We start from the raw sequence: 18,525 nt of genomic DNA on the forward strand, positions 1-18,525 counted from the left end.
CAGTGCCGAACGGCACGCTGGGTGGTGTGAGAGGGACCTAGTCTCTACTCGATTGGAATAACAGAGGAAATGCTGCTTGGATAAATAAATATAAAATTATATAATAGCTTTGAAAGGGAAGCCGGACAGGTTCAACGCTCTGGCACCGAATGGCCTATGATTAAATATCGGATCCAGCCAATGACCTTTTACGCAGTCTGCATGGCAGCTGCCGCTTTCTGCATTCTCGTTTTTCTCTGCCGCAGAAGGAAATGGATATCCTGGCCGTGGATGGTCCTGGCCATTGTGATTGAAGTGTATGCCTGGCTGATCAGTACAGGATTCAGTCCCGCCAGCTGGACAGGGATCATCAGTTTCAGCCTCTGGATTCTGGGCATTATTGTTCCGTGGTTTCAGGCCCGCAGACCCGCGGCTGCAGTCTGGTGCATTCTTGATCTGGTCTCGATGCCGGTTCTGATCTGTCTGTCACTCAGCTATATCGGAACAGCTCCAGGTGCATCCATCCTGACGTATCTGAAACACACAGGCTTATCCACAGGAGCGCTGCTGATGACAGCAACCATGTTTGGAACCTGCGCACTGTATCTGATGAATGCTGTGGCTTTCATCTGCATCCAGAAGCGTCCGGTTGTCCACGGATGACAGAAACAGGCGGAGGCCTGTGGAAATTCAGCGAAATATACCGGAAAATACGGTATTTCTTTCCCTGTTTCAATGTCCGGAAATACATGGAATCGGACATTGAAATAAGGGGATCGGGTATTTCCGGGGAATTGCTGCATTCAGACAAACTTCTGCTCTTCCGTGTCGTGTTCAGTCCCTCGATCTCATCTGGATATATGATCTGCTCATCTTTCTGCAATGACAAAAACCGCCCGTTGTTGGTGGACGGACGGATCATCAAGCCTGTTTCTCAGTTGGTTCAGGCAGTTCATCGAAAATCGCTCTGGCGACCAGATCCTCGGCAGCGTTTCGCTCCCGGTCAATGTCATGGACATAAATCATGGTTGTATTGATATCTGCATGGCGAAGAACCTGCTGCACCTGTTCCACAGAAGCTCCGTTTTTCAGAGCCAGTGTCGCATTTGTATGACGCAGACTGTGAGCCGTGAGCCGCGAGCTGTTTAAGTCTGCTTCTATTAAAGCGTTTTTACAAATTCTGCTGATACTGCGGGTGGTCAGCCGCTGGCCGGCGTCCCGGTTGGATATGGAGGCAAACAATGGATCTCTGGGACTCAGTGGACCCCGCAATGCCAGATAGGATCTCAGTGCTTTCCAGGTTTCATCGGGAATCTTCACATACTGCCCCTTCTCGTTCTTCCCTTTTCCCTGTACATACAGAATGCGGGAATCACCCTGAATCTGAATATCACCATAATCCGCCCGCCGGACTTCGATGGTCCGCATGCCGGTTGTCATGATCAGAATGAGCAGCGCCTGATTGCGGGCGGAGGTCAGGATACGCCGTTCTCTGGCTGCATCGCTTTCTTCCTGTGCGGGTTCAAGCTTCTGCGTTTCAATGACATCTGCACACTGCTGTTCATTCAGGTATCCTTTTCGGAAGCCCGCCTCCAGTTTCAGACAGCGGATGCCACGGGTGATATCCGGGCGGATTCCCGCGGCTTCCAGATAACGGTAGAACGACTTGACTGCCCGGATGTAATTGTTGACTGTGGAAGGCTGCTTGTTCCTGGACAGCTCATCCCGGTAGCGGATGATATCCTCCCGGACAGGTTCCGTGATTCCCTGCCCTCTGGACCACTGGGCAAAGGCTTTCAGCCATTGGGTATACTTTTCTCTGGAACGCGGGGAAATGTCGTTGTAGATCAGCCATTTGCGGCACAAGCCGGCTATAATCTGCGGTTCGAACAGACTGTGATCTGCCACGGAGAGTTCGCTGTCCGGATTGTTCCGGGACGGCAGCAGAATATCCTCAGCCATGCCGTTTTTCCTCCAGCCGAAGCAGTCCCGTTCCAATGAGCGAAGTGAAATAGTAACCGGATCCATCCGGGCGCTGATGGTAAACGGAACGCATATACCCGGTGGCAGAGATGAAATCGCCTTTTCGGCACTGCTGAAGCAGATCCATGCTTGGCTGGTCAAAAAAAGTGATTTCCACCAGTTCTGCCTGGCTGCCATTCCCTGTCTTTCTCTGTCTGTCAGCAGACAGCTGGCGGCTGCAGACAAGTACGGCAGACAGGAAACGGCTGCCGTTTTTCATGGTTCTGAACTCCGGGTCTCTGTGAAGCAGCCCGGCTGCTGTAAACTGATCAATCATTGGTACGCTATCCTTTCCCTGCAGCAGCATGCAAAATCCGGCAGACTCTGCCTGCATATGATAGCACATCAACTCTGCCCTGCATGCCCTGTACCGCTTTCATTTTTCCGGCGTCTGGTGAAAGAGGCAACTGTCTGTTCCCGGAGAAACCCGGAATTTATAATGGAATCATGAATAAACTGCAATTCGCCCTGGCTCAGATCAGAGCCATAAAACAGCGGGATCCTTCCCTGAAAAGCACGGTGGAGATCCTGTTTTTTCCCGGGTTCAGAGCCTTGAATACATGGTATACCAGCCACAAACTGTATCTGAAAGGTCATTATGCACTGGCCAGATTTCTTTCCCTGCGTGCACAGCAGAAAACCGGTATTGATATTCATCCCGGTGCACAGATCGGCAGCGACTTTTTCATAGACCATGGCAGCGGGGTTGTGATTGGTGAAACATGCATCATCGGTGATCATGTCACGCTGTATCAGGGTGTTACACTGGGTGCTACGGGTAAGACGACAGGCAACCGTCATCCGGTTCTGCAGAACAACGTGGTGATTGGTGCCGGGGCAAAAATCATTGGCCGCATCACGATTGGCCACGATGCCCGGATAGGAGCGGGTTCAGTGATCATCCGGGATGTTCCTCCGTATACAACCATGGTGCCGGCTGCTGCACATCCCGTCCGATACAGAAATCACAAGCTGCCGGTTCTGACCCTGGAAGGGCTCAGTGACAGAATCGATGATGAGATCAGACACATCCGGTTCTCCGAAGATAGACTGGAGCGCAAACTCCGGTGTCTGGAACGCAGAAAACGCTCCGTTTCTTCTCAGGAACCGGAGCGCCTCAGACATTGATGTTACTGATCTGTGTGTTCAGAATAGCGTAAACGCAGCAGCTGACCAAGTTCTTCCACCAGCTGAATGTAGTGGAAAAAATCCGTCACGGCTTCCGGATTGGCTGCAGTACAGACGGCTTCCTGCGTTGTCAGGTGAGTCGTCTTTTTCTTGCGGACCGGTGTTTCAATCAGGTCTTCCGGATGATCCAGCCAGTATGCAGCGTTTGCCAGATGGAGAAATGTGGAAATGTCCTTGCTGTTTGTCTTCATGGGAACCTTTCATCAACCATATCAAAATAACTCTATACCACAAGTATACTCTGGTCTTTGAAAAATACGGAAAATAAAGGCTCTATTATTTATGGAGTTACTGAAAATCAACCGGAATATCAGCACAAACCCATGAAAAAGCATCTGTACGATGTCATGCTCTGCTCACCATGCTGCCAGACGGTCGGGCAGAAAGGGGCAGTCAAAAAAAGCGGATACCCCAAAAGGGTATCCACGGATTGTCTCTGTTACAGTTCTTCCGCCCGTGCCAGCATGAAATAGCGTTCTCCCAGGCAGTCGGATTCTTTGCCAAGCCTGGACAGAGAGCGTTTTTTCTGGTTCCTGTACCGTCTGGGATCCAGTTCGCACAGTTGCAGCGCCAGCTGGTATTCCCCGTCAGACAGTGCCTGTTCAATCCGCTGTGTCAGCTTCTCATACCCGATCAGCTGGATAAGCTCATCGTGGAATGAGGCATCCGGAAGCGGCGTCAGCTCCGGGGCAAGACCCGAGAACCAGCCCATATTGCGGGTCCAGATCGCCCGGATCATCCATTCCACCCGACCGTACCGTTCCTGCAGATACCATTTCTGAAAAGAATCCGGCAGCGTGACCGAGGCAATGATTTCATCCAGAGTCAGACCATCATTGATGCCATCCAGCGTGTGGATCAGAATGTATTCCAGAGCATCCGCAAAGGTCTCCAGAGTTTCTCTGACTTCTTCCCTGCCGGTGACAGGCACCGTCATGGCAGGCAGCAGCACTTCGGGTTCCAGATCTCTGACAAGCCGCAGAGAGTCACACCAGATCTCTGTCTCCATGTAGTCGGAACCGGTTACGATGTTGAAATTCGGAAAGGTTCCGTAAAACAGCGACCCCACAGCTGCGGCTTTTTTCTCCGGGAGCCATACAGTGATTGTTTCCGGTGTTTCTCCGGGTGTGCGCAGAAGTGAAAGCTGCACCCCATCTATTTCCATGCTGCAGTTGTTTTCTATCCACAGCGTCGGCTTGAGCCATTCATCCCGGGAAGTCTCGAAGGATGTAATCAGTTCCTGCCGGGTGTTTCCATCCGGTATGATCAGCTTGTCCGCCAGACCGTAGCCTTTGGTGAAAATCTTGCGCATGTCCTTCACATCGTTCAGACGGGTGCGGGCGATGCGCGGCCGCACATTTTCGGTACAGCCAATCACCTGTTCCACTGTATCCGCAAATACAGCGGACCCGCCCTGTGTTTCAGGGAGAATGGTGGTGTAGATGATGGTTCTGACCGGTTTGTCTGTATATTCGGCAAGGATCTCCCGGACCTGCTTTGCATACAGGGATGAGCGGACTGCATCAATCAGAATCACGGAGTGGTCACCGATGATGGCCGTGCAGCTCGAATTGCCGAAATTGGCGAAGTGAATGATATCGTCGTCTATGACAAAGACTTTTTTTGCCAGATATGAAGTGGCAAAGTCTTTCAGTTTCTGTTCTCCATTCAAGTCGTTCCCTCCCAAAACTTCATGAATCAACCCAGTACTTTCCTGTTTATTATACCCAATGAAGCGGCATAATAATAGCGCTGTCTGTGAACAGCGCTATCTGGAACCAAAATATTCATCAAAGGAAACAGCATCCTTTGAAAGGCTGGCAGCCAGTTGGTCTCCCACATACCGCAGGTGCAGGGGCTGGGCGGCTGTCTGGGACAGCTGCTCGTTGTCCGCGGTATACCGGAGGATGAAGCCGTGTCTGACGGCTTCCTGGATGATCTGACTGTATCGGGGATCTGAAGCGGGGTCCTCCGATCCTTCCAGCCCGAAATCAAGACTCAGTCCTGTATTGGCATCGAAGAAACCGGGCTTTGCAAAGACCAGGTCTGTCCGTTCCTGGCCATATTCTGCCACTGCCTCCTGGTACAGGCGGTCTGTGTCTTCCCCGGAAATCCAGCCGGTCTGAATTGTGACAGGGATTCCCTGACTTTTCAGATCGGACTGCAGGCGATTCCAGGCATCCGCTGCCGGCTGGCGCAGCTGGATTCCCTGAACATCCACCAGATCTGAAGGGACATACCCTTCGGGCAGACGCCAGTGTTTGTTCACGAATACATCCACTGCAGCAGGATCAGTCACGGTCTGCGCTTCTTCATACAGAGCCTGATCCAGTCCCAGCCGGACATCTCTGCGGACTTCGGATTCAGAGTAGTCCGGATGGCTGTTGGCATAGACCTGTTCCCGGGTGCTGTACGCCGGTTTGTCTGTGTCTTTGGCCGTCTGGTCTGTGGATGATGACAGTGTCGGGGAAACAGGCTGTGATGTCTGCCGAAAGGCCTGAAAGGCGCCGGCTCCAAGCCCCAGAGCCATAAGCAGGATGATCAGCCAGACAACGGTTTTCTTCACGTTCTGTCCTCTCTTTCCAGTTCTTCCTGTGTCTTCAGGTGGAATGACTGCATAACTTGCAGAGGGATATGACAATACCCCCCGGGATTGCGTTCCAGATAATCCTGATGCCAGTCTTCGGCAGCCCGGAAATTCTGCAGCGGCAGGATTTCCGTCACCACAGGACGGCTGCAGTGTTTCTGTACAGAAGCTACTGTCCGTTCAATGACCGGCAGCATGGCAGGATCTGAATAGAAAATGCCGCTTCGGTAACTGGTACCTACATCATTTCCCTGCCGGTTCAGTGTGGTCGGATCAATGACCGTGAAAAAAGCATCCAGCAGCTGTCGCAGCGAGATCTGTGACGGATCAAACCGCACCAGCACAGCTTCTGCCGCTCCGGTCGTTCCGGTACAGACCTGTTCATAGCAAGGATCTGGCAGACGGCTGTTGGCATAGCCGGATTCTGTGTCCACGACTCCTGGCAGACGTCGCAGAAACGCCTGCAGTCCCCAGAAACAGCCGCCAGCCAGAACGATGGATTCGGTCTGTTTCATCTCTGACGTTCCTGACGCTGCAGATTGCAGCGCTTTTTCAAAGTAGCCGATGGACGGAACTTTGGCAGTTCGCTGGCTTCAATGGGGATCCGTTCCCCAGTCGCCGGGTTGATTCCCATTCGTTCCTTCCGGTGAAACAGCGTGAACTTGCCGAAGCCGGCTATATCCACTGTTCCATTGTCGGCCAGACAGTCTGAAAGTTCCTCAAACACGAGAGTCACCGCATCCTGGGCATCTTTGGACGACAGCCCCAGACCGTGACTGAGTGCCTGAGACAAAGAATCCCGGTTGACGTACTTAGGCATCCGGGAATTCTTTTTTCAGTCTGCGCACCATCAGATCGCTGGCACAGAGACTGGGTTCCTTTCCTTCGTAGAGAATCTGATAAATCTCCTCGCAGATGGGCATGTCAATGCCTTCCTGGCTGGCAACGCGGTGCACGATTTTGGCTGTCCGCACACCTTCCACGGTTTTTGTGTTGTTCTCCAGGAAATTCTTCACATCGTTTTCCCGGCCGATCTGGTATCCGGCCTGGAAGTTCCGGGAATGCGGGCTGGTACAGGTGACAATCAGATCGCCCACACCGGTGAGGCCCATGAATGTCTGTTCTTTCCCGCCAAAATGCGTTCCATAACGGATCATCTCCTGAAGCCCGCGGGTGATCAGGGCCGCACGGGTGTTGTCCTGATAGCCGAGACCGGAGAGGATTCCGCTTGCGATTGCCATGACATTCTTGATTGCAGCTCCGAGTTCGGAGCCTACTTCATCCGTGCCGGTATAAATCCGCAGATATCCATTGGAGAATAGCTCCTGGACAAGTCTGGCGTCCTCTTCGTTCTGAGAGACCGCATCAATGGTGGTCAGCTGCCGGATCACCACTTCTTCAGCGTGACTGGGGCCGATCAGGCTCACCACGCTGGACAGGTGGTCCGGAGATACACTGTGCCGGATGACATCGGACAGCCGTTCATTGGTCACCGGATGAAAGCCCTTGGCCACATTGACAAAGACAGCCGGCTTCTCCAGAACCGCATCCACCTGGCGGACAATCGGCTCAATGGCAATGGAGGGAACAGCCAGAACAACCACATCTGCATCCTTTACGGCGCTGATGTCGGTGGTGGCTTTCAGCAGCGGATTCAGCTGCGTGTCCCCGAAGTATTTTGAGTTTTTGTGGTTTTCGTTGATGTCGCGGATTTCGTTTTCATCCACACCGTAGACAATGACATCCTGGCCATTGTCCTGCAGGGTCTGCGCCAGAGCCGTGCCCCAGCTGCCGCTGCCTATGACTGCAGTCTTCATGATTGAAGTCTCCTTTCTGAACATCCGCTCAGGAGCGTTTGCGCGCATTGAGGCGGATCGGAGTGCCAGTAAAACCGAATGCTTCCCGGAGTCTGTTTTCCAGATATCGGATATAGCTGAAATGCAGAAGTTCCGGATCGTTCACAAACAGAATGATTGTGGGCGGCTCCACGGATACCTGCGAAGCATAGTAGATCTTCAGCTGCCGGCCGTTGTGCGGTTTGGGCGGATTCATCATCTGCGCATCCAGGATCACATCGTTCAGCACGTTGGTGGGTACCCGCAGTGTGCACATCTCATGTACTTCGTCAATCAGGGGAATGAGGTTCTGAACCTTGGCACCGGTCAGAGCAGATACAAAGGCCACTGGCGCATAGTCCAGATACTTGAACTCTTCCCGGATTTTTTTTGTGATCCGTGACATGGTCTTTTCATCTTTTTCCACCGCATCCCACTTGTTGTAGACAATGATGACCCCTTTTCCGGCTTCATGAGCCAGGCCTGCCACATGCTTGTCCTGTGCCCGGATGCCTTTTTCCCCGTCAATGAGAAACAGAGCGACATCTGCCCGTTCAATGGCACTGACAGCCCGGAGAATGGAATACTTTTCAATGTTTTCCCAGATTTTTCCCCGCTTTCGGATACCGGCCGTATCGATGATCATATATTCCCGTCCATCGTAGAAGAACGGCGTATCAATGGCATCACGTGTGGTGCCTTCCACATTGGAAACGATGGAACGGTCTTCCTTCAGAATGGCGTTGACCAGAGAACTCTTTCCCACATTCGGCCGGCCAATGACACAGAAGGAGGTCACGCCTTCATAGGGCTTGATCTCACGGACCGGCATCCTGTCCATGACCCGGTCCAGGAGATCGCCGATGCCGATCCCGTGTGAAGCGGAAAGCGTGATGGGATCATCCAGCCCCAGCTGATAGAAATCATAGACTTCCATCTGCAGTTTTTCATTGTCCGCCTTGTTGACCGCGAGAATCACCGGCTTCCCGGATTTTCGCAGTTTGCGGGCAATGGCGATGTCGTCGGCTGTGACACCTTCCCTGGCCGAGGTCAGGAAGACAATGACATCTGCCTCTTCAATGGCAATGTCCACCTGCATGTTGATTTCTTCGCCGAAATCCTGATCCTCCAGCTGAATGCCGCCGGTGTCGATCAGGCGGAAAGTCTGTGTCAGCCATTCCACATCACCGTAGATGCGGTCCCGGGTCACACCCGGCGTATCATCCACAATGCTTTTACGCTCTCCCAGGAGCCTGTTGAACAGCGTGCTCTTTCCTACATTCGGGCGGCCAACAATGGCTGCAACTCCACGTATCATGTTATTACCTCATTTCCCGGCAGCGTCGATCAGCCGCTGAATCGCAGCTGTCACCTGATCCAGAGTCATATCGGACGTGTCGATTTCCACGGCATCCCCTGCTTTGACCAGCGGTGCCGTGCTCCGATGGGAATCCTGCCAGTCGCGCTTCTGGATGTCTTCCAGAATCTGACTGTAATCGGCTTCGATTCCCTTCTGCCTGTATTCATCATATCGTCTGCGGGCGCGTGCTTCGGGCCGGGCGCTCAGGAAGATTTTCACCGGTGCCTGGGGCAGAACCACGGATCCGATGTCCCGTCCGTCCACAATATAGCCGCCGGCTGCGGTTGTCTGCTGCTGCAGCGACGTCATGGCTTTCCGGACTGCAGGCAGAGCTGCCACCCGGGAAGTCAGATTGGAAATTTCGCTGGTCCGGATGGCGTCCGTCACCTCCTGGTCATTGAGATAGACTCTCTTTCCCAGAAACCGGATCCGGACCGTGTCAAGAACCCGGCTGACTTCTTCCGGGCAATCCGGATTCACCCCGGCCTGTTTCATCGCCAGCGCCACACAGCGGTACATGGCGCCTGTATCCAGATGGATCATGCCGTTGGCCTGCGCCAGCAGATCAGCAGCGGAACTCTTTCCGACGCCGCTTGTCCCATCAATGGCGATGTTGAATGTCCGCATCAAAGGGCACCCAGACTGCGGACGAAGTACACCATGAATGCAATGGCGACAATCAGTGCCACAATCAGCAGTCCAAGAACGATGTTCAGTGTCCGGCTGGAATTCTTCTGTTTTCTGGCCGGGAGTTCCTCATCATAGTCATCCACTTTGATGCGCATCTTGGCGCTGGGCATGTCACCGGTGTCTTTCCGGTTCTTTTTGGGTTTCGGTGCAGAGGATGCAGCTGCATTTGCGGAAGAAGCAGCGGGTGCCGGACGGCTTTTTTTCTTTTTCTTCTTCTTTTTCGGCGCATCCAGCTTTTCCTGCCGGACAGTGTTTTCCAGTGTCTCCTGGCGGCCGGTGGTGAGCACATCCAGCTGATCGTTTTCTTCGAACTCATCAGCCCGGATGTCTCCGGCAGTCAGCACAATGCGGCGTTCGGTGAGTTTCTCCTGAACAGGAACCGGGGCGGATGCAGGCTGTTCATCCACAGAGCTCAGCTCCAGTACGGACTCCCTGGTGGAGGTTCTTGGCATTTTCATGGTGGAGCCGAAATCTTCCTGAGGCTCTTCCATGGGCAGGACGTGGGCCTTGCGGCGCTGATCCTCGCTCTCAGGCCGGTCCAGCTGTTTCAGTATGTTGATTTGCGTGTCATCCGTAAACCGGTTGCCATTGTCGATGTTGTATTGTTTCACTTCCCCAAGCAGCTCGTCAATCACCGGACTGGTGGGCAGATCCGGTTCAGCGGGCCTGGGTTCGGTTTCCTCGTGGGGAAAATATGCTTTCGCAGCATGCGGCAGCGAGTTGGAACTTGACTGCACTCTGGACAGCCTGGGGCTTTTGACCGGTGCCGCCTGGGCCTGTGTGGTTTCCTCGTCCAGATGGTCCCTCAGTTCCTGATATCTTTGCGTTCTTGAAAGTTTCGCCATAGTTCCTCCTAAATTCACCAGTACATTATACAATCAAAACCTGTGTCCTGATACCGGTGCGCGAAAAAAGCCCTGTCCGGGCGGCTGCAGGCTCCAGGACTGGAATGTCCTGCGCCGGCTCCCTGGACAGGGCTGATGTGTGACGGCGGGTTATTTCGCCCGGCCGGAATACTTGCCGTCGCTGGTGTTGACGACGATCATTTCGCCTTCCTCGATGAACAGAGGCACCTTGACTTCCAGACCGGTTTCCATTTTGGCGGTCTTGGAAGCGGAGGTGGCTGTATCACCCTTGACAGCAGGTTCGCATTCCACGATCTGCAGAGTGGCTTTGTCAGGCAGTGCGATACCGATGATTTCACCTTCGTAGCTGGAAATGTTCACATTGTCGTTGGCTTTGACAAACTTGCGTTCCCACTCCAGACGGCTCATGGGGATTTCCACCTGTTCATAGGTTTCGTTGTCCATGAATACCATGGCATCATCTGTGTCATACAGATACTGCATTTCCTTTTTCTCGATCATGGCCGGCTCCACTTTTTCGCCGCCGCCCCAGGACAGTTCCACATTGGATCCTGTGCGCAGGTTGCGGACCTTGGCCTTGACCACCATGGCGCTTCTTGCTGTTTTGTTCTGGGAAATGTCCAGAACCACATAAATGTCACCGTCAACGTTGATGGTCTGACCGGGTTTCAAATCGTTCGAACTGATCATAACTGATTACACTCCTCGTTTTTTTCCAATATAAATGTAAAGACCCTGCCGGGATTTGTCAAACCATGGAAGCCGGTCCGGCGGAGAACGCAAAAGAAAAAGCGCCCTGCGCTTTTTCTCATATCGAAAGGAATCGATAACAGATAAATCAGCCTGACCGTGTAAGGAAGGATGTTGCCGGTCAGCGTTTCGGAACTGAGCCATGTCCCGATTGTTTTACCCACAGACATCGTAGACCAGTCCGGGACGCATGTAAACCCTTACACATTGGAAAAAACAGGATTGTTTTTCGGCAACTCCCCATCGCGGCGCAGCCAGCAGGAAACCTGGCAATGGAAAAACGCCCGGCCGGGCGTTTTTCTGTCTGTCAGTCTGTTCTTCCCTGAATCCAGGCATCCATGGCTGCAGCCGCTTTCTTGCCGGCTCCCATGGCGGAAATCACAGTGGCGGCTCCAGTCACGGCATCGCCGCCGGCATACACGCCTTCCCGGCTGGTCTGCTCGTTCTCATCCACGATCAGACATCCCCGCCGGTTGACTTCCAGTCCCTCTGTGGTGGAACGGATCAGCGGGTTTGGGCTCGTGCCGATGGCCATGATCATGCAGTCCACATCAATCACAAATTCCGAACCCGGAATCACCACCGGCCGGCGGCGGCCTGAAGCATCCGGCTCGCCCAGTTCCATGCGCACGCACTTCACTGCGGTGATCCAGCCTTCGTCGTTGCCCAGAACCTCCACCGGGTTGCAGAGCAGATCGAAGATGATTCCCTCTTCCATGGCATGCTCCACTTCTTCCTTCCGGGCCGGCAGCTCTTCCAGACTCCGTCTGTATACGATGTGCACTTCCGAACCCAGACGGCGGGCACAGCGGGCTGCATCCATGGCCACGTTGCCGCCGCCCACAACCACGGTCTTTTTCGGATGCTGAACCGTGGTGGGGCTTCCCTCGCGGAATGCCTTCATAAGGTTGATCCGCGTCAGGAATTCATTGGCGGAATACACCCCTTTCAGGTTTTCCCCCGGCAGCCCCATGAAGTTGGGAAGGCCGGCGCCGGAGCCCACGAATACCGCTTCATAGCCGGCATCCATCAGCGCGTCAATGGTATCCGAGCGTCCCACAACGAAGTTTGTGATGATTTCCACGCCCAGATCCTTCAGGGTTTCGATTTCCTTCTGCACGATGGCCTTGGGCAGACGGAATTCGGGAATGCCGTACATCAGCACACCACCGGCCACATGCAGGGCTTCGAATACCGTCACCTGGTATCCCCGTCTGGCCAGATCCCCGGCTGCTGTCAGACCGGCAGGACCAGCACCAATCACAGCCACTTTGTGACCGTTGGAAACCGGAGCCTGAACATGGGATTCGCTGTTTTCCCGGTGCCAGTCAGCCACAAACCGTTCCAGCCGGCCGATGCCAACCGGCTGCATTTTGATGCCCCGGACGCAGTATTTTTCACACTGGGATTCCTGGGGACATACGCGGCCACAGACAGCCGGCAGAGAAGAGGTCAGGGAGATGATTTCATAAGCGCCTTCATAGTCGCCTGCTTTGACTTTTTCGATGAAGTCAGGGATGTTGACATTCACCGGACATCCCTGCACACAGGGCTGATGCCGGCAGTGCAGACACCGTTCGGCTTCGTCCCGGGCCATGGCTTCCGTATAGCCCAGTGCCACTTCGTCAAAATTGGTGATCCGGATTTCCGGATCCTGCACAGGCATTGCTGTTTTTTCCGGTTTCATATTCGGCATGGTCAAACCTCCTGATTCAGAAGCCGGCAGGCTTCTTCCCGCTCACGCTGCTCGAAATCCAGGTACGCCCGGTTGCGGCTGGCGGCTTCGTCAAAGTCCACCAGTGCTCCATCGAAATCCGGTCCGTCCACACAGGCAAACTTGATTTCGTCACCGACTTTCAGCCGGCATCCACCGCACATGCCCGTGCCGTCGATCATGATCGGGTTCATGCTGACAACCACCGGAATGCCGTGTTTCTGGGCGGTCCGGGTCACGAACTTCATCATCACGATCGGACCGATGGCGATCACCTTGTCAAAGTGCCGTCCTGCCTGAATGAGCGCTTCCAGCTTGTCCGTCACGAGCCCTTTCTCTCCGGCGGTGCCGTCATCGCTCATCAGATGGAAATCGTCACTTGCCTGACGGAACTCATCCTCCAGGATCACGAGATCCTGATTCCGGAATCCGGTGATGGCAGTGACCTGTTTTCCTGCGTCATGGAAAGCCTGTGCTGTAGGCAGCGCGATGGCACAGCCCACACCACCGCCGATGATGCAGACGGATTCTCCTTCGATCTCGCTGGGACGGCCCAGAGGACCGGCGAAATCCTGAAGGGACTGGCCTTCTTCCATGGCGTTCAGCAGCATGGTGGTTTTGCCCACGATCTGGAAAATGATCGTGACTTCCCCGGTTTCCGGATCGGCGCCGGCTATGGTCAGGGGAATGCGTTCACCCTGCTCGTCCACCCGCAGGATGATAAACTGTCCCGCTTTGGCGCGTTTCGCCACATGCGGGGCATCGATCACCATCCGGGTGACTGTGGGATTGAGTGCTTCCTTTTTCAGAATTTTATACATTTGGCTCACCTCACCGATAAATCATAACAAAAAACCGGCTTCTTTCGAAACCGGTATCAAAAATCAGTATTTAAAATCGATGATATCAAAATTCACCATAGGGGCATCGTTGTTCAGTCCCGTATCATATCCCCGGTCATCCAGAAAACCGAAGAATGCCGCCTCCCTGTCAGGATTGGCCAGCGCTTCCAGAAACAGTGTCATGGCTTCCACGGCTTTCTCCACAGCCTGATCGTACAGGTCCAGAAAAGAGTCCGTGCTGACGACTGTCCCGTCACAGGGATGCACCCACCGTTTGTGCTGCAGGTTCAGGACATCCCAGTTGTCTTCAATCTCCGGAGGCACCACCAGTCCCGAAATCAGATTTTCCTGACCGACGGCTTTTTCCGCCATCTGCAGTCCGCGCTTTTTCCGGCCGGCGGCATCATAGAAGCGTTTCTGCATATTGTGCCAGTCATCCAGGGAATCTGCAATGAGGTGAGGCCGGATATCATCCTGGAAAATCCGGGAGATGGCAGGCACATACACTCTGGCCACTGCCCGTTTTTCTTCACGGCTGCAGTCCGCAATCGCCGGAAAGTAAAAATCCTGAATGGTCTGTCCTTTTTTGATTTTCAGCATGATCGCGTCGATCAGACTCTCCATCGTGTGATGTCTGATGGAGCTTTCCGGGCTTCCCTGTCCGGTCCGGCCGAAAATATAAGGATGAGCCGTGGAGTCCAGTGCCCAGTGGCAGAGATGACCGCAGACATAGGCTTCCATGTCCCTGCGGATATCCGGATCCTTCTGCATGCGGATGGAGTCAATGGCAGAGCGATAGAAATCATTGACGTGACTGTGGTGCAGCTTTCCGCCGTACTGACGGATCCTGGCGGGTTTCCAGAAAGAAGCCGGATTCAGTCCCTGGAAAAACAGGAAGTCCGGTCCGCTGGACCCGATTCCCATCAGATGCGAACGGGATTTCAGCAGGCTGCGGATTTCCGCAGGCATTTTGTCAGCTGCTTCCTGAGCCAGCAGCTGGTGTGTGATCAGATTGGGCATGATTCATTCCTCCATGACTTTCTCCAGTCCCTTCAGGACTAGATATTCTGCATATGTATCCATTTGACAGTACCGGTCCAGTTCCTCCATGATCCGCTCTCTGGTCCCGGGATCAGCGGTTTCATATTCACGGTAGGCTCTGACAGCCTGCAGTCCATCGTGGATGGCCAGGGAGCTGTAGACAGGATCATCCGTGAACAGCGTCACGACCTGCTTCAGGGAAAAGCGGCCCTTCATCCGGAGATTGTAATACAGTCCGTTTTCAAAGGGCTTTGACAGATCCTTCATCCGCTCCCAGATCTGCTGCAGCGGTTCGGCATATTCCGGAAACTGTCTGGCCAGCTGCCGGAGACGCAGGGCTTCGGCTCCTTCCATATTGTAGACAAAAATCGTTCCTTCCTTCGGCACAGTTTCCAGAAGCCGCTGAATAAAGGCCCTGCGGCAGTCGCCCCAGCCGAAAAACGAAGCATGGTCCAGTCCTTCCTCCGTTTCGGTATGCAGGGAAAACTGAAAACAGAGGACATCCGCGGGTTTCATTCCCCTGTAGGGAGGGACAGCGAAGGTATCCCATTCAAAATCCAGATAGGAATAGGGATGCACGGCATCCTGCATCCACTGCCGCAGTCCTTCCCTGTCGATCCAGGGATTGTGTCTGGCTGCCTGATACTGTCCAAACGCAGTGGGATAGTTCTCCAGTCCGGCAGGATCCAGGTCGGCCATGGAACCCTCGGGCAGGCTGAAGCGTCCGGGCAGTGTCCGCAGAAAAATCGTATCATCTCCGGGACGCAGATCGGTGCGGAAGCAGGATTCATAGTGCCGGAAGCGTTTGCCCAAGGCACAGTGCCGGCTGTTGACAGCTTTGGGACAGGGACCGGAAAACAGGCTGCAGGCTTCATCGATGAGCCGGTCCGGATCCACATCCAGATCGGCCTGCAGGTCTTCGATGGATGAAGTCAGGTGATGCTTCCGGTTTTCCAGACAATCGCTTTTGAGGAACAGTTTGCCGGTATCCAGAGACCCCTGCCGGATATAGGACCGGTTGAGGAAGACTGCTTCCTGCCGGCGGATGTCGATGCCATTGGCTGCTGCTGCCAGTCTGGCCAGTTTCATGACCCAGGCTTCCGATTCCCGGGCGGTGAACATCGGCCAGATGGCTTCCCACCCATCCTCCAGTTTTCTGATCCAGGGGATGGTGATGCGAAGGTCCCGGTATACGATGCGGATGAAGCGGGCAGACTCTCCGGGGGCAAGAGAGTCCAGGATCCGGAAGGAATCCTCCATGGAATCCCCCCGCTGCCCCCGGGGAGTGTCCTGCAGACCGTAAGCCCTGGTCCACAGGGAGGAAAAGGAGTCCTCCATGTTGTAGAACGGCAGACTGGATTCCTGCCGGTGATGATATTCCAGCCAGGCCAGGCGGGGACATTTTTGCATGCGGACCAGGTCGCTTCCGTGCAGCATCATAGGCTGTATGCCTCACTGAGATCCCGCAGTTTCTGTTCAAAGGCCTCCCGCTGAGCCTGCGGGGCTTCCAGCACCACACTGGGGCCGAACTGCAGCAGCTGACTGAACAGGCCTTCCTGCTCATCCCGGTGGAAGGTGAACCGCAGCCAGTCCCCTTCCTGTCCTGTCTGCCGCAGGTCATCTCCCCAGTCCGATTCCCGGAACAGGTGATCGGCTTCTTTTTTCACCCGGACCTGGTACTTCGTGTTGGGCGTTTTCACAAAGCCGTAGGAAGCCAGATTCTGCTCGAGACTGATGTCCGTGAATGGGGCGAAAGAAGTATCCGTCATGGTGACATCCTGCATTCTCGTGGATGAAAAGCGGAAACAGCGCCAGTTGCCGGTGCCGGTTTTTCCCGGTTCCACTTTGTCCGCAAAGAGATAGTAGGCATTTTTGCTGTAGAACACCCGGTAGGGCTCCAGAAGGTAATCATGCAGCACCCCGTCCCGTCTGCGGTAGCGCATGGCCAGCCGTTTCTTTTCCCGGATCGCCCGGCGGCACAGCTCCATATAGAGGGTGCAGCTGGTCTCCGGATCCTGCCGGCGGCGGGTCAGATACAGAATCGCATCGTCTTCATCTGCTTCCTGGAAATGGACTGTGCCGGAAAACAGCTTTTCCACTGCCTGATCGAACGCTTTCCTGGAAGGAAAGGATTCGTGGGAATGAACCAGATCCCGGGCTTCCAGAAACGCATCTGTCTGTTCCGGTGTCAGTCTGGCGGCGGGAATGATGGACTGTGCACACAGCTCCAATCCGCCATGACGGCCTTTGTGCTCCACGATGTCATAGCCTGCCATGAGCAGTTCCTTTTTGTATTCCCGGATGTTGCGCTCGTTGGTTTCCAGATCTCTGGCCAGATCCTTTTTCTTGACGATCCCCCCGCTGTACAGAATCTGCAGCATCCGCAGGGTGTTGGCGGTTTTATACATGATGATTCTCCCCGGCTTCCGGCTGCTGTCCTTCGGCCTGTTTCCGTTTCCGGGCCAGCCGCCAGGCGGCATCTTCCCGGATGATCTGATAGATGCACGAGGTGATGGGAATGAAAACGATCATGCCCAGGATCCCTGCCACATTGGCGCCGATGGTAATGGCGATCATGACGTAGAAAGGAGGCAGTCCCACGGTTTTTCCCATGACGTGCGGATAAATGAAGTTCCCTTCCACCTGCTGGATGCAGATGAACAGGATCATGAAGTACAGTCCGTTTGCGGGGGACTCAAGAGCCATGAACAGCGCCACCAGCAGGGCGGCGGTCAGGGCACCGAACATGGGAACCAGGGCTCCGATTCCCACCACCAGACCGGAAAGCAGCGCATAGGGCAGACCGATGATGGCGCTGAAGACACCCACCAGGGTGCCCAGGATGAGACATTCCAGACAGGAGCCCCCGATGTAGCCGGTGAAGGTATTGTCAATGAGCTTCAGGATGTGAATGCACCTGGACAGGAAGCGCTCGGGGATATAGGCTTCCAGGAACGACCGGCCTTCATGCACCACCCGCTGCTTGTTGAACAGGAGAATGATGGCGAACATCACCGACATCATGCAGTTGAAGGCCCAGGAAAAGGCAGAGGTCAGGGCGTTGTATACGGAGCTCATCAGATCCGCCTGTGCATCTGCATTGATCCAGACGAGAAATTCTTCCGTGCTGCGGGAGAGACTGTCCACGGAGAAATCCAGCTGGCTGATCCAGTCGTGGATCGAGGGCATGTTTTCCGTGATTTTCAGCAGCCAGAGCCAGAAGGCATTGAGGCTGGCCGGCAGATCGATCATAAAAGACCGCAAGCTTTCAGCGATTCTTGGAAACAGCACAAAGAGGAAGACGACAACCAGCAGAAGCAATGTCAGAATCGCCAGACAGTTGCACAGAAAACGGGTGAAACGGTTCACCTTCATGCCAAACAGCCGCTGTCCCCAGGTGAGCAGGTTTGTGGCCAGCACGTTGAGAACGTAGCCCAGAAACCCACCGACAATGAAGGGCATGCAGATGCTGATGATGTGACCGAAGAAATCCAGGATCTGCCGGAAATACAGAATCACCATGCCCAGTCCCAGCGCAAACAGGATCAGCCGCTGGATCAGGATTTCCCTGTTTCTGTACTGTTTATCCAAATGGAACATATTTTCCCTCCCTGTGTCACTGCACCGAATGCGCTCCTGAAACCGGTGCAG

20 protein-coding genes are annotated in these 18,525 nt (G+C 54.3%); 2 read left to right on the forward strand and 18 right to left on the reverse strand.

Going from position 1 to position 18,525, the window contains the following annotated elements; all coding sequences use genetic code 11:
* Window positions 1-180 precede the first annotated feature (180 nt).
* Complete coding sequence (locus QZ305_RS06465; RefSeq protein ID WP_294730924.1) at window positions 181-642, forward strand: hypothetical protein; 462 nt, start codon at window positions 181-183, stop codon at window positions 640-642.
* Window positions 643-900: 258 nt separating this feature from the next.
* Here the strand turns inward: QZ305_RS06465 and QZ305_RS06470 are convergent, their stop codons facing one another.
* Window positions 901-1,941, reverse strand: a complete 1,041-nt coding sequence (locus QZ305_RS06470) for a tyrosine-type recombinase/integrase (protein WP_294730925.1) — start codon at window positions 1,939-1,941, stop codon at window positions 901-903.
* The gene (locus QZ305_RS06475; RefSeq protein WP_294730926.1) at window positions 1,934-2,278 is read right to left on the reverse strand and encodes a single-stranded DNA-binding protein; all 345 of its coding nucleotides are present in this window, start codon (window positions 2,276-2,278) and stop codon (window positions 1,934-1,936) included. Before QZ305_RS06475 ends, QZ305_RS06470 begins: the two co-directional genes overlap by 8 nt.
* A 170-nt stretch (window positions 2,279-2,448) precedes the next feature.
* On the opposite strand from QZ305_RS06475, the gene epsC reads away from it, so the two are divergent.
* The gene (gene epsC, locus QZ305_RS06480) at window positions 2,449-3,129 is read left to right on the forward strand and encodes a serine O-acetyltransferase EpsC (protein ID WP_294730927.1); all 681 of its coding nucleotides are present in this window, start codon (window positions 2,449-2,451) and stop codon (window positions 3,127-3,129) included.
* 2 nt (window positions 3,130-3,131) lie between these two features.
* Here the strand turns inward: epsC and QZ305_RS06485 are convergent, their stop codons facing one another.
* From QZ305_RS06485 to QZ305_RS06560, 16 genes are all read right to left on the reverse strand, one after another.
* Complete coding sequence (locus QZ305_RS06485; RefSeq protein WP_294730928.1) at window positions 3,132-3,380, reverse strand: hypothetical protein; 249 nt, start codon at window positions 3,378-3,380, stop codon at window positions 3,132-3,134.
* Window positions 3,381-3,628: 248 nt separating this feature from the next.
* Window positions 3,629-4,861 (reverse strand): alkyl sulfatase dimerization domain-containing protein, encoded by a 1,233-nt coding sequence (locus QZ305_RS06490; RefSeq protein ID WP_294730929.1) that lies wholly within the window; start codon window positions 4,859-4,861, stop codon window positions 3,629-3,631.
* 96 nt (window positions 4,862-4,957) lie between these two features.
* Window positions 4,958-5,755, reverse strand: coding sequence for a M15 family metallopeptidase (locus QZ305_RS06495; protein ID WP_294730930.1), 798 nt, complete (start codon window positions 5,753-5,755; stop codon window positions 4,958-4,960).
* On the reverse strand, window positions 5,752-6,291 hold the full coding sequence (msrA, locus tag QZ305_RS06500) for a peptide-methionine (S)-S-oxide reductase MsrA (RefSeq protein WP_294730931.1): 540 nt from the start codon (window positions 6,289-6,291) through the stop codon (window positions 5,752-5,754). The genes QZ305_RS06495 and msrA overlap by 4 nt, the downstream gene beginning before the upstream one ends.
* Window positions 6,288-6,596 (reverse strand): HU family DNA-binding protein, encoded by a 309-nt coding sequence (locus QZ305_RS06505; protein WP_294730932.1) that lies wholly within the window; start codon window positions 6,594-6,596, stop codon window positions 6,288-6,290. Before QZ305_RS06505 ends, msrA begins: the two co-directional genes overlap by 4 nt.
* Window positions 6,589-7,593 (reverse strand): NAD(P)H-dependent glycerol-3-phosphate dehydrogenase, encoded by a 1,005-nt coding sequence (locus tag QZ305_RS06510; RefSeq protein ID WP_294730933.1) that lies wholly within the window; start codon window positions 7,591-7,593, stop codon window positions 6,589-6,591. Before QZ305_RS06510 ends, QZ305_RS06505 begins: the two co-directional genes overlap by 8 nt.
* 28 nt (window positions 7,594-7,621) lie before the next feature.
* Window positions 7,622-8,929, reverse strand: coding sequence for a ribosome biogenesis GTPase Der (gene der / locus QZ305_RS06515; protein WP_294730934.1), 1,308 nt, complete (start codon window positions 8,927-8,929; stop codon window positions 7,622-7,624).
* 9 nt (window positions 8,930-8,938) lie between these two features.
* On the reverse strand, window positions 8,939-9,598 hold the full coding sequence (gene cmk, locus QZ305_RS06520) for a (d)CMP kinase (protein ID WP_294730935.1): 660 nt from the start codon (window positions 9,596-9,598) through the stop codon (window positions 8,939-8,941).
* Window positions 9,598-10,506: a hypothetical protein gene (locus QZ305_RS06525; RefSeq protein WP_294730936.1), complete on the reverse strand. Its 909-nt coding sequence runs from the start codon at window positions 10,504-10,506 to the stop codon at window positions 9,598-9,600. Before QZ305_RS06525 ends, cmk begins: the two co-directional genes overlap by 1 nt.
* Window positions 10,507-10,656: 150 nt before the next feature.
* Window positions 10,657-11,217 (reverse strand): elongation factor P, encoded by a 561-nt coding sequence (gene efp / locus QZ305_RS06530; protein ID WP_067556728.1) that lies wholly within the window; start codon window positions 11,215-11,217, stop codon window positions 10,657-10,659.
* 367 nt (window positions 11,218-11,584) lie between these two features.
* Window positions 11,585-12,973, reverse strand: a complete 1,389-nt coding sequence (gene gltA, locus QZ305_RS06535; RefSeq protein ID WP_294730937.1) for an NADPH-dependent glutamate synthase — start codon at window positions 12,971-12,973, stop codon at window positions 11,585-11,587.
* Window positions 12,974-12,975: 2 nt separating this feature from the next.
* Window positions 12,976-13,812 carry a sulfide/dihydroorotate dehydrogenase-like FAD/NAD-binding protein gene (locus QZ305_RS06540; RefSeq protein WP_294730938.1) on the reverse strand — a complete coding sequence of 279 codons (837 nt, stop codon included), beginning with the start codon at window positions 13,810-13,812 and terminating at the stop codon, window positions 12,976-12,978.
* Window positions 13,813-13,875: 63 nt separating this feature from the next.
* Complete coding sequence (locus QZ305_RS06545; RefSeq protein WP_294730939.1) at window positions 13,876-14,853, reverse strand: zinc dependent phospholipase C family protein; 978 nt, start codon at window positions 14,851-14,853, stop codon at window positions 13,876-13,878.
* Window positions 14,854-14,856: 3 nt separating this feature from the next.
* Window positions 14,857-16,284 carry a DUF2779 domain-containing protein gene (locus tag QZ305_RS06550; protein WP_294730940.1) on the reverse strand — a complete coding sequence of 476 codons (1,428 nt, stop codon included), beginning with the start codon at window positions 16,282-16,284 and terminating at the stop codon, window positions 14,857-14,859.
* Window positions 16,285-16,310: 26 nt separating this feature from the next.
* Window positions 16,311-17,282: a YafY family protein gene (locus QZ305_RS06555; protein WP_294730941.1), complete on the reverse strand. Its 972-nt coding sequence runs from the start codon at window positions 17,280-17,282 to the stop codon at window positions 16,311-16,313.
* Window positions 17,275-18,474 carry an AI-2E family transporter gene (locus tag QZ305_RS06560; RefSeq protein ID WP_294730942.1) on the reverse strand — a complete coding sequence of 400 codons (1,200 nt, stop codon included), beginning with the start codon at window positions 18,472-18,474 and terminating at the stop codon, window positions 17,275-17,277. The genes QZ305_RS06555 and QZ305_RS06560 overlap by 8 nt, the downstream gene beginning before the upstream one ends.
* Window positions 18,475-18,525 lie beyond the last annotated feature (51 nt).

This window comes from uncultured Faecalibaculum sp. (assembly GCF_910588395.1).
GTDB lineage: Bacteria > Bacillota_I > Bacilli_A > Erysipelotrichales > Erysipelotrichaceae > Faecalibaculum.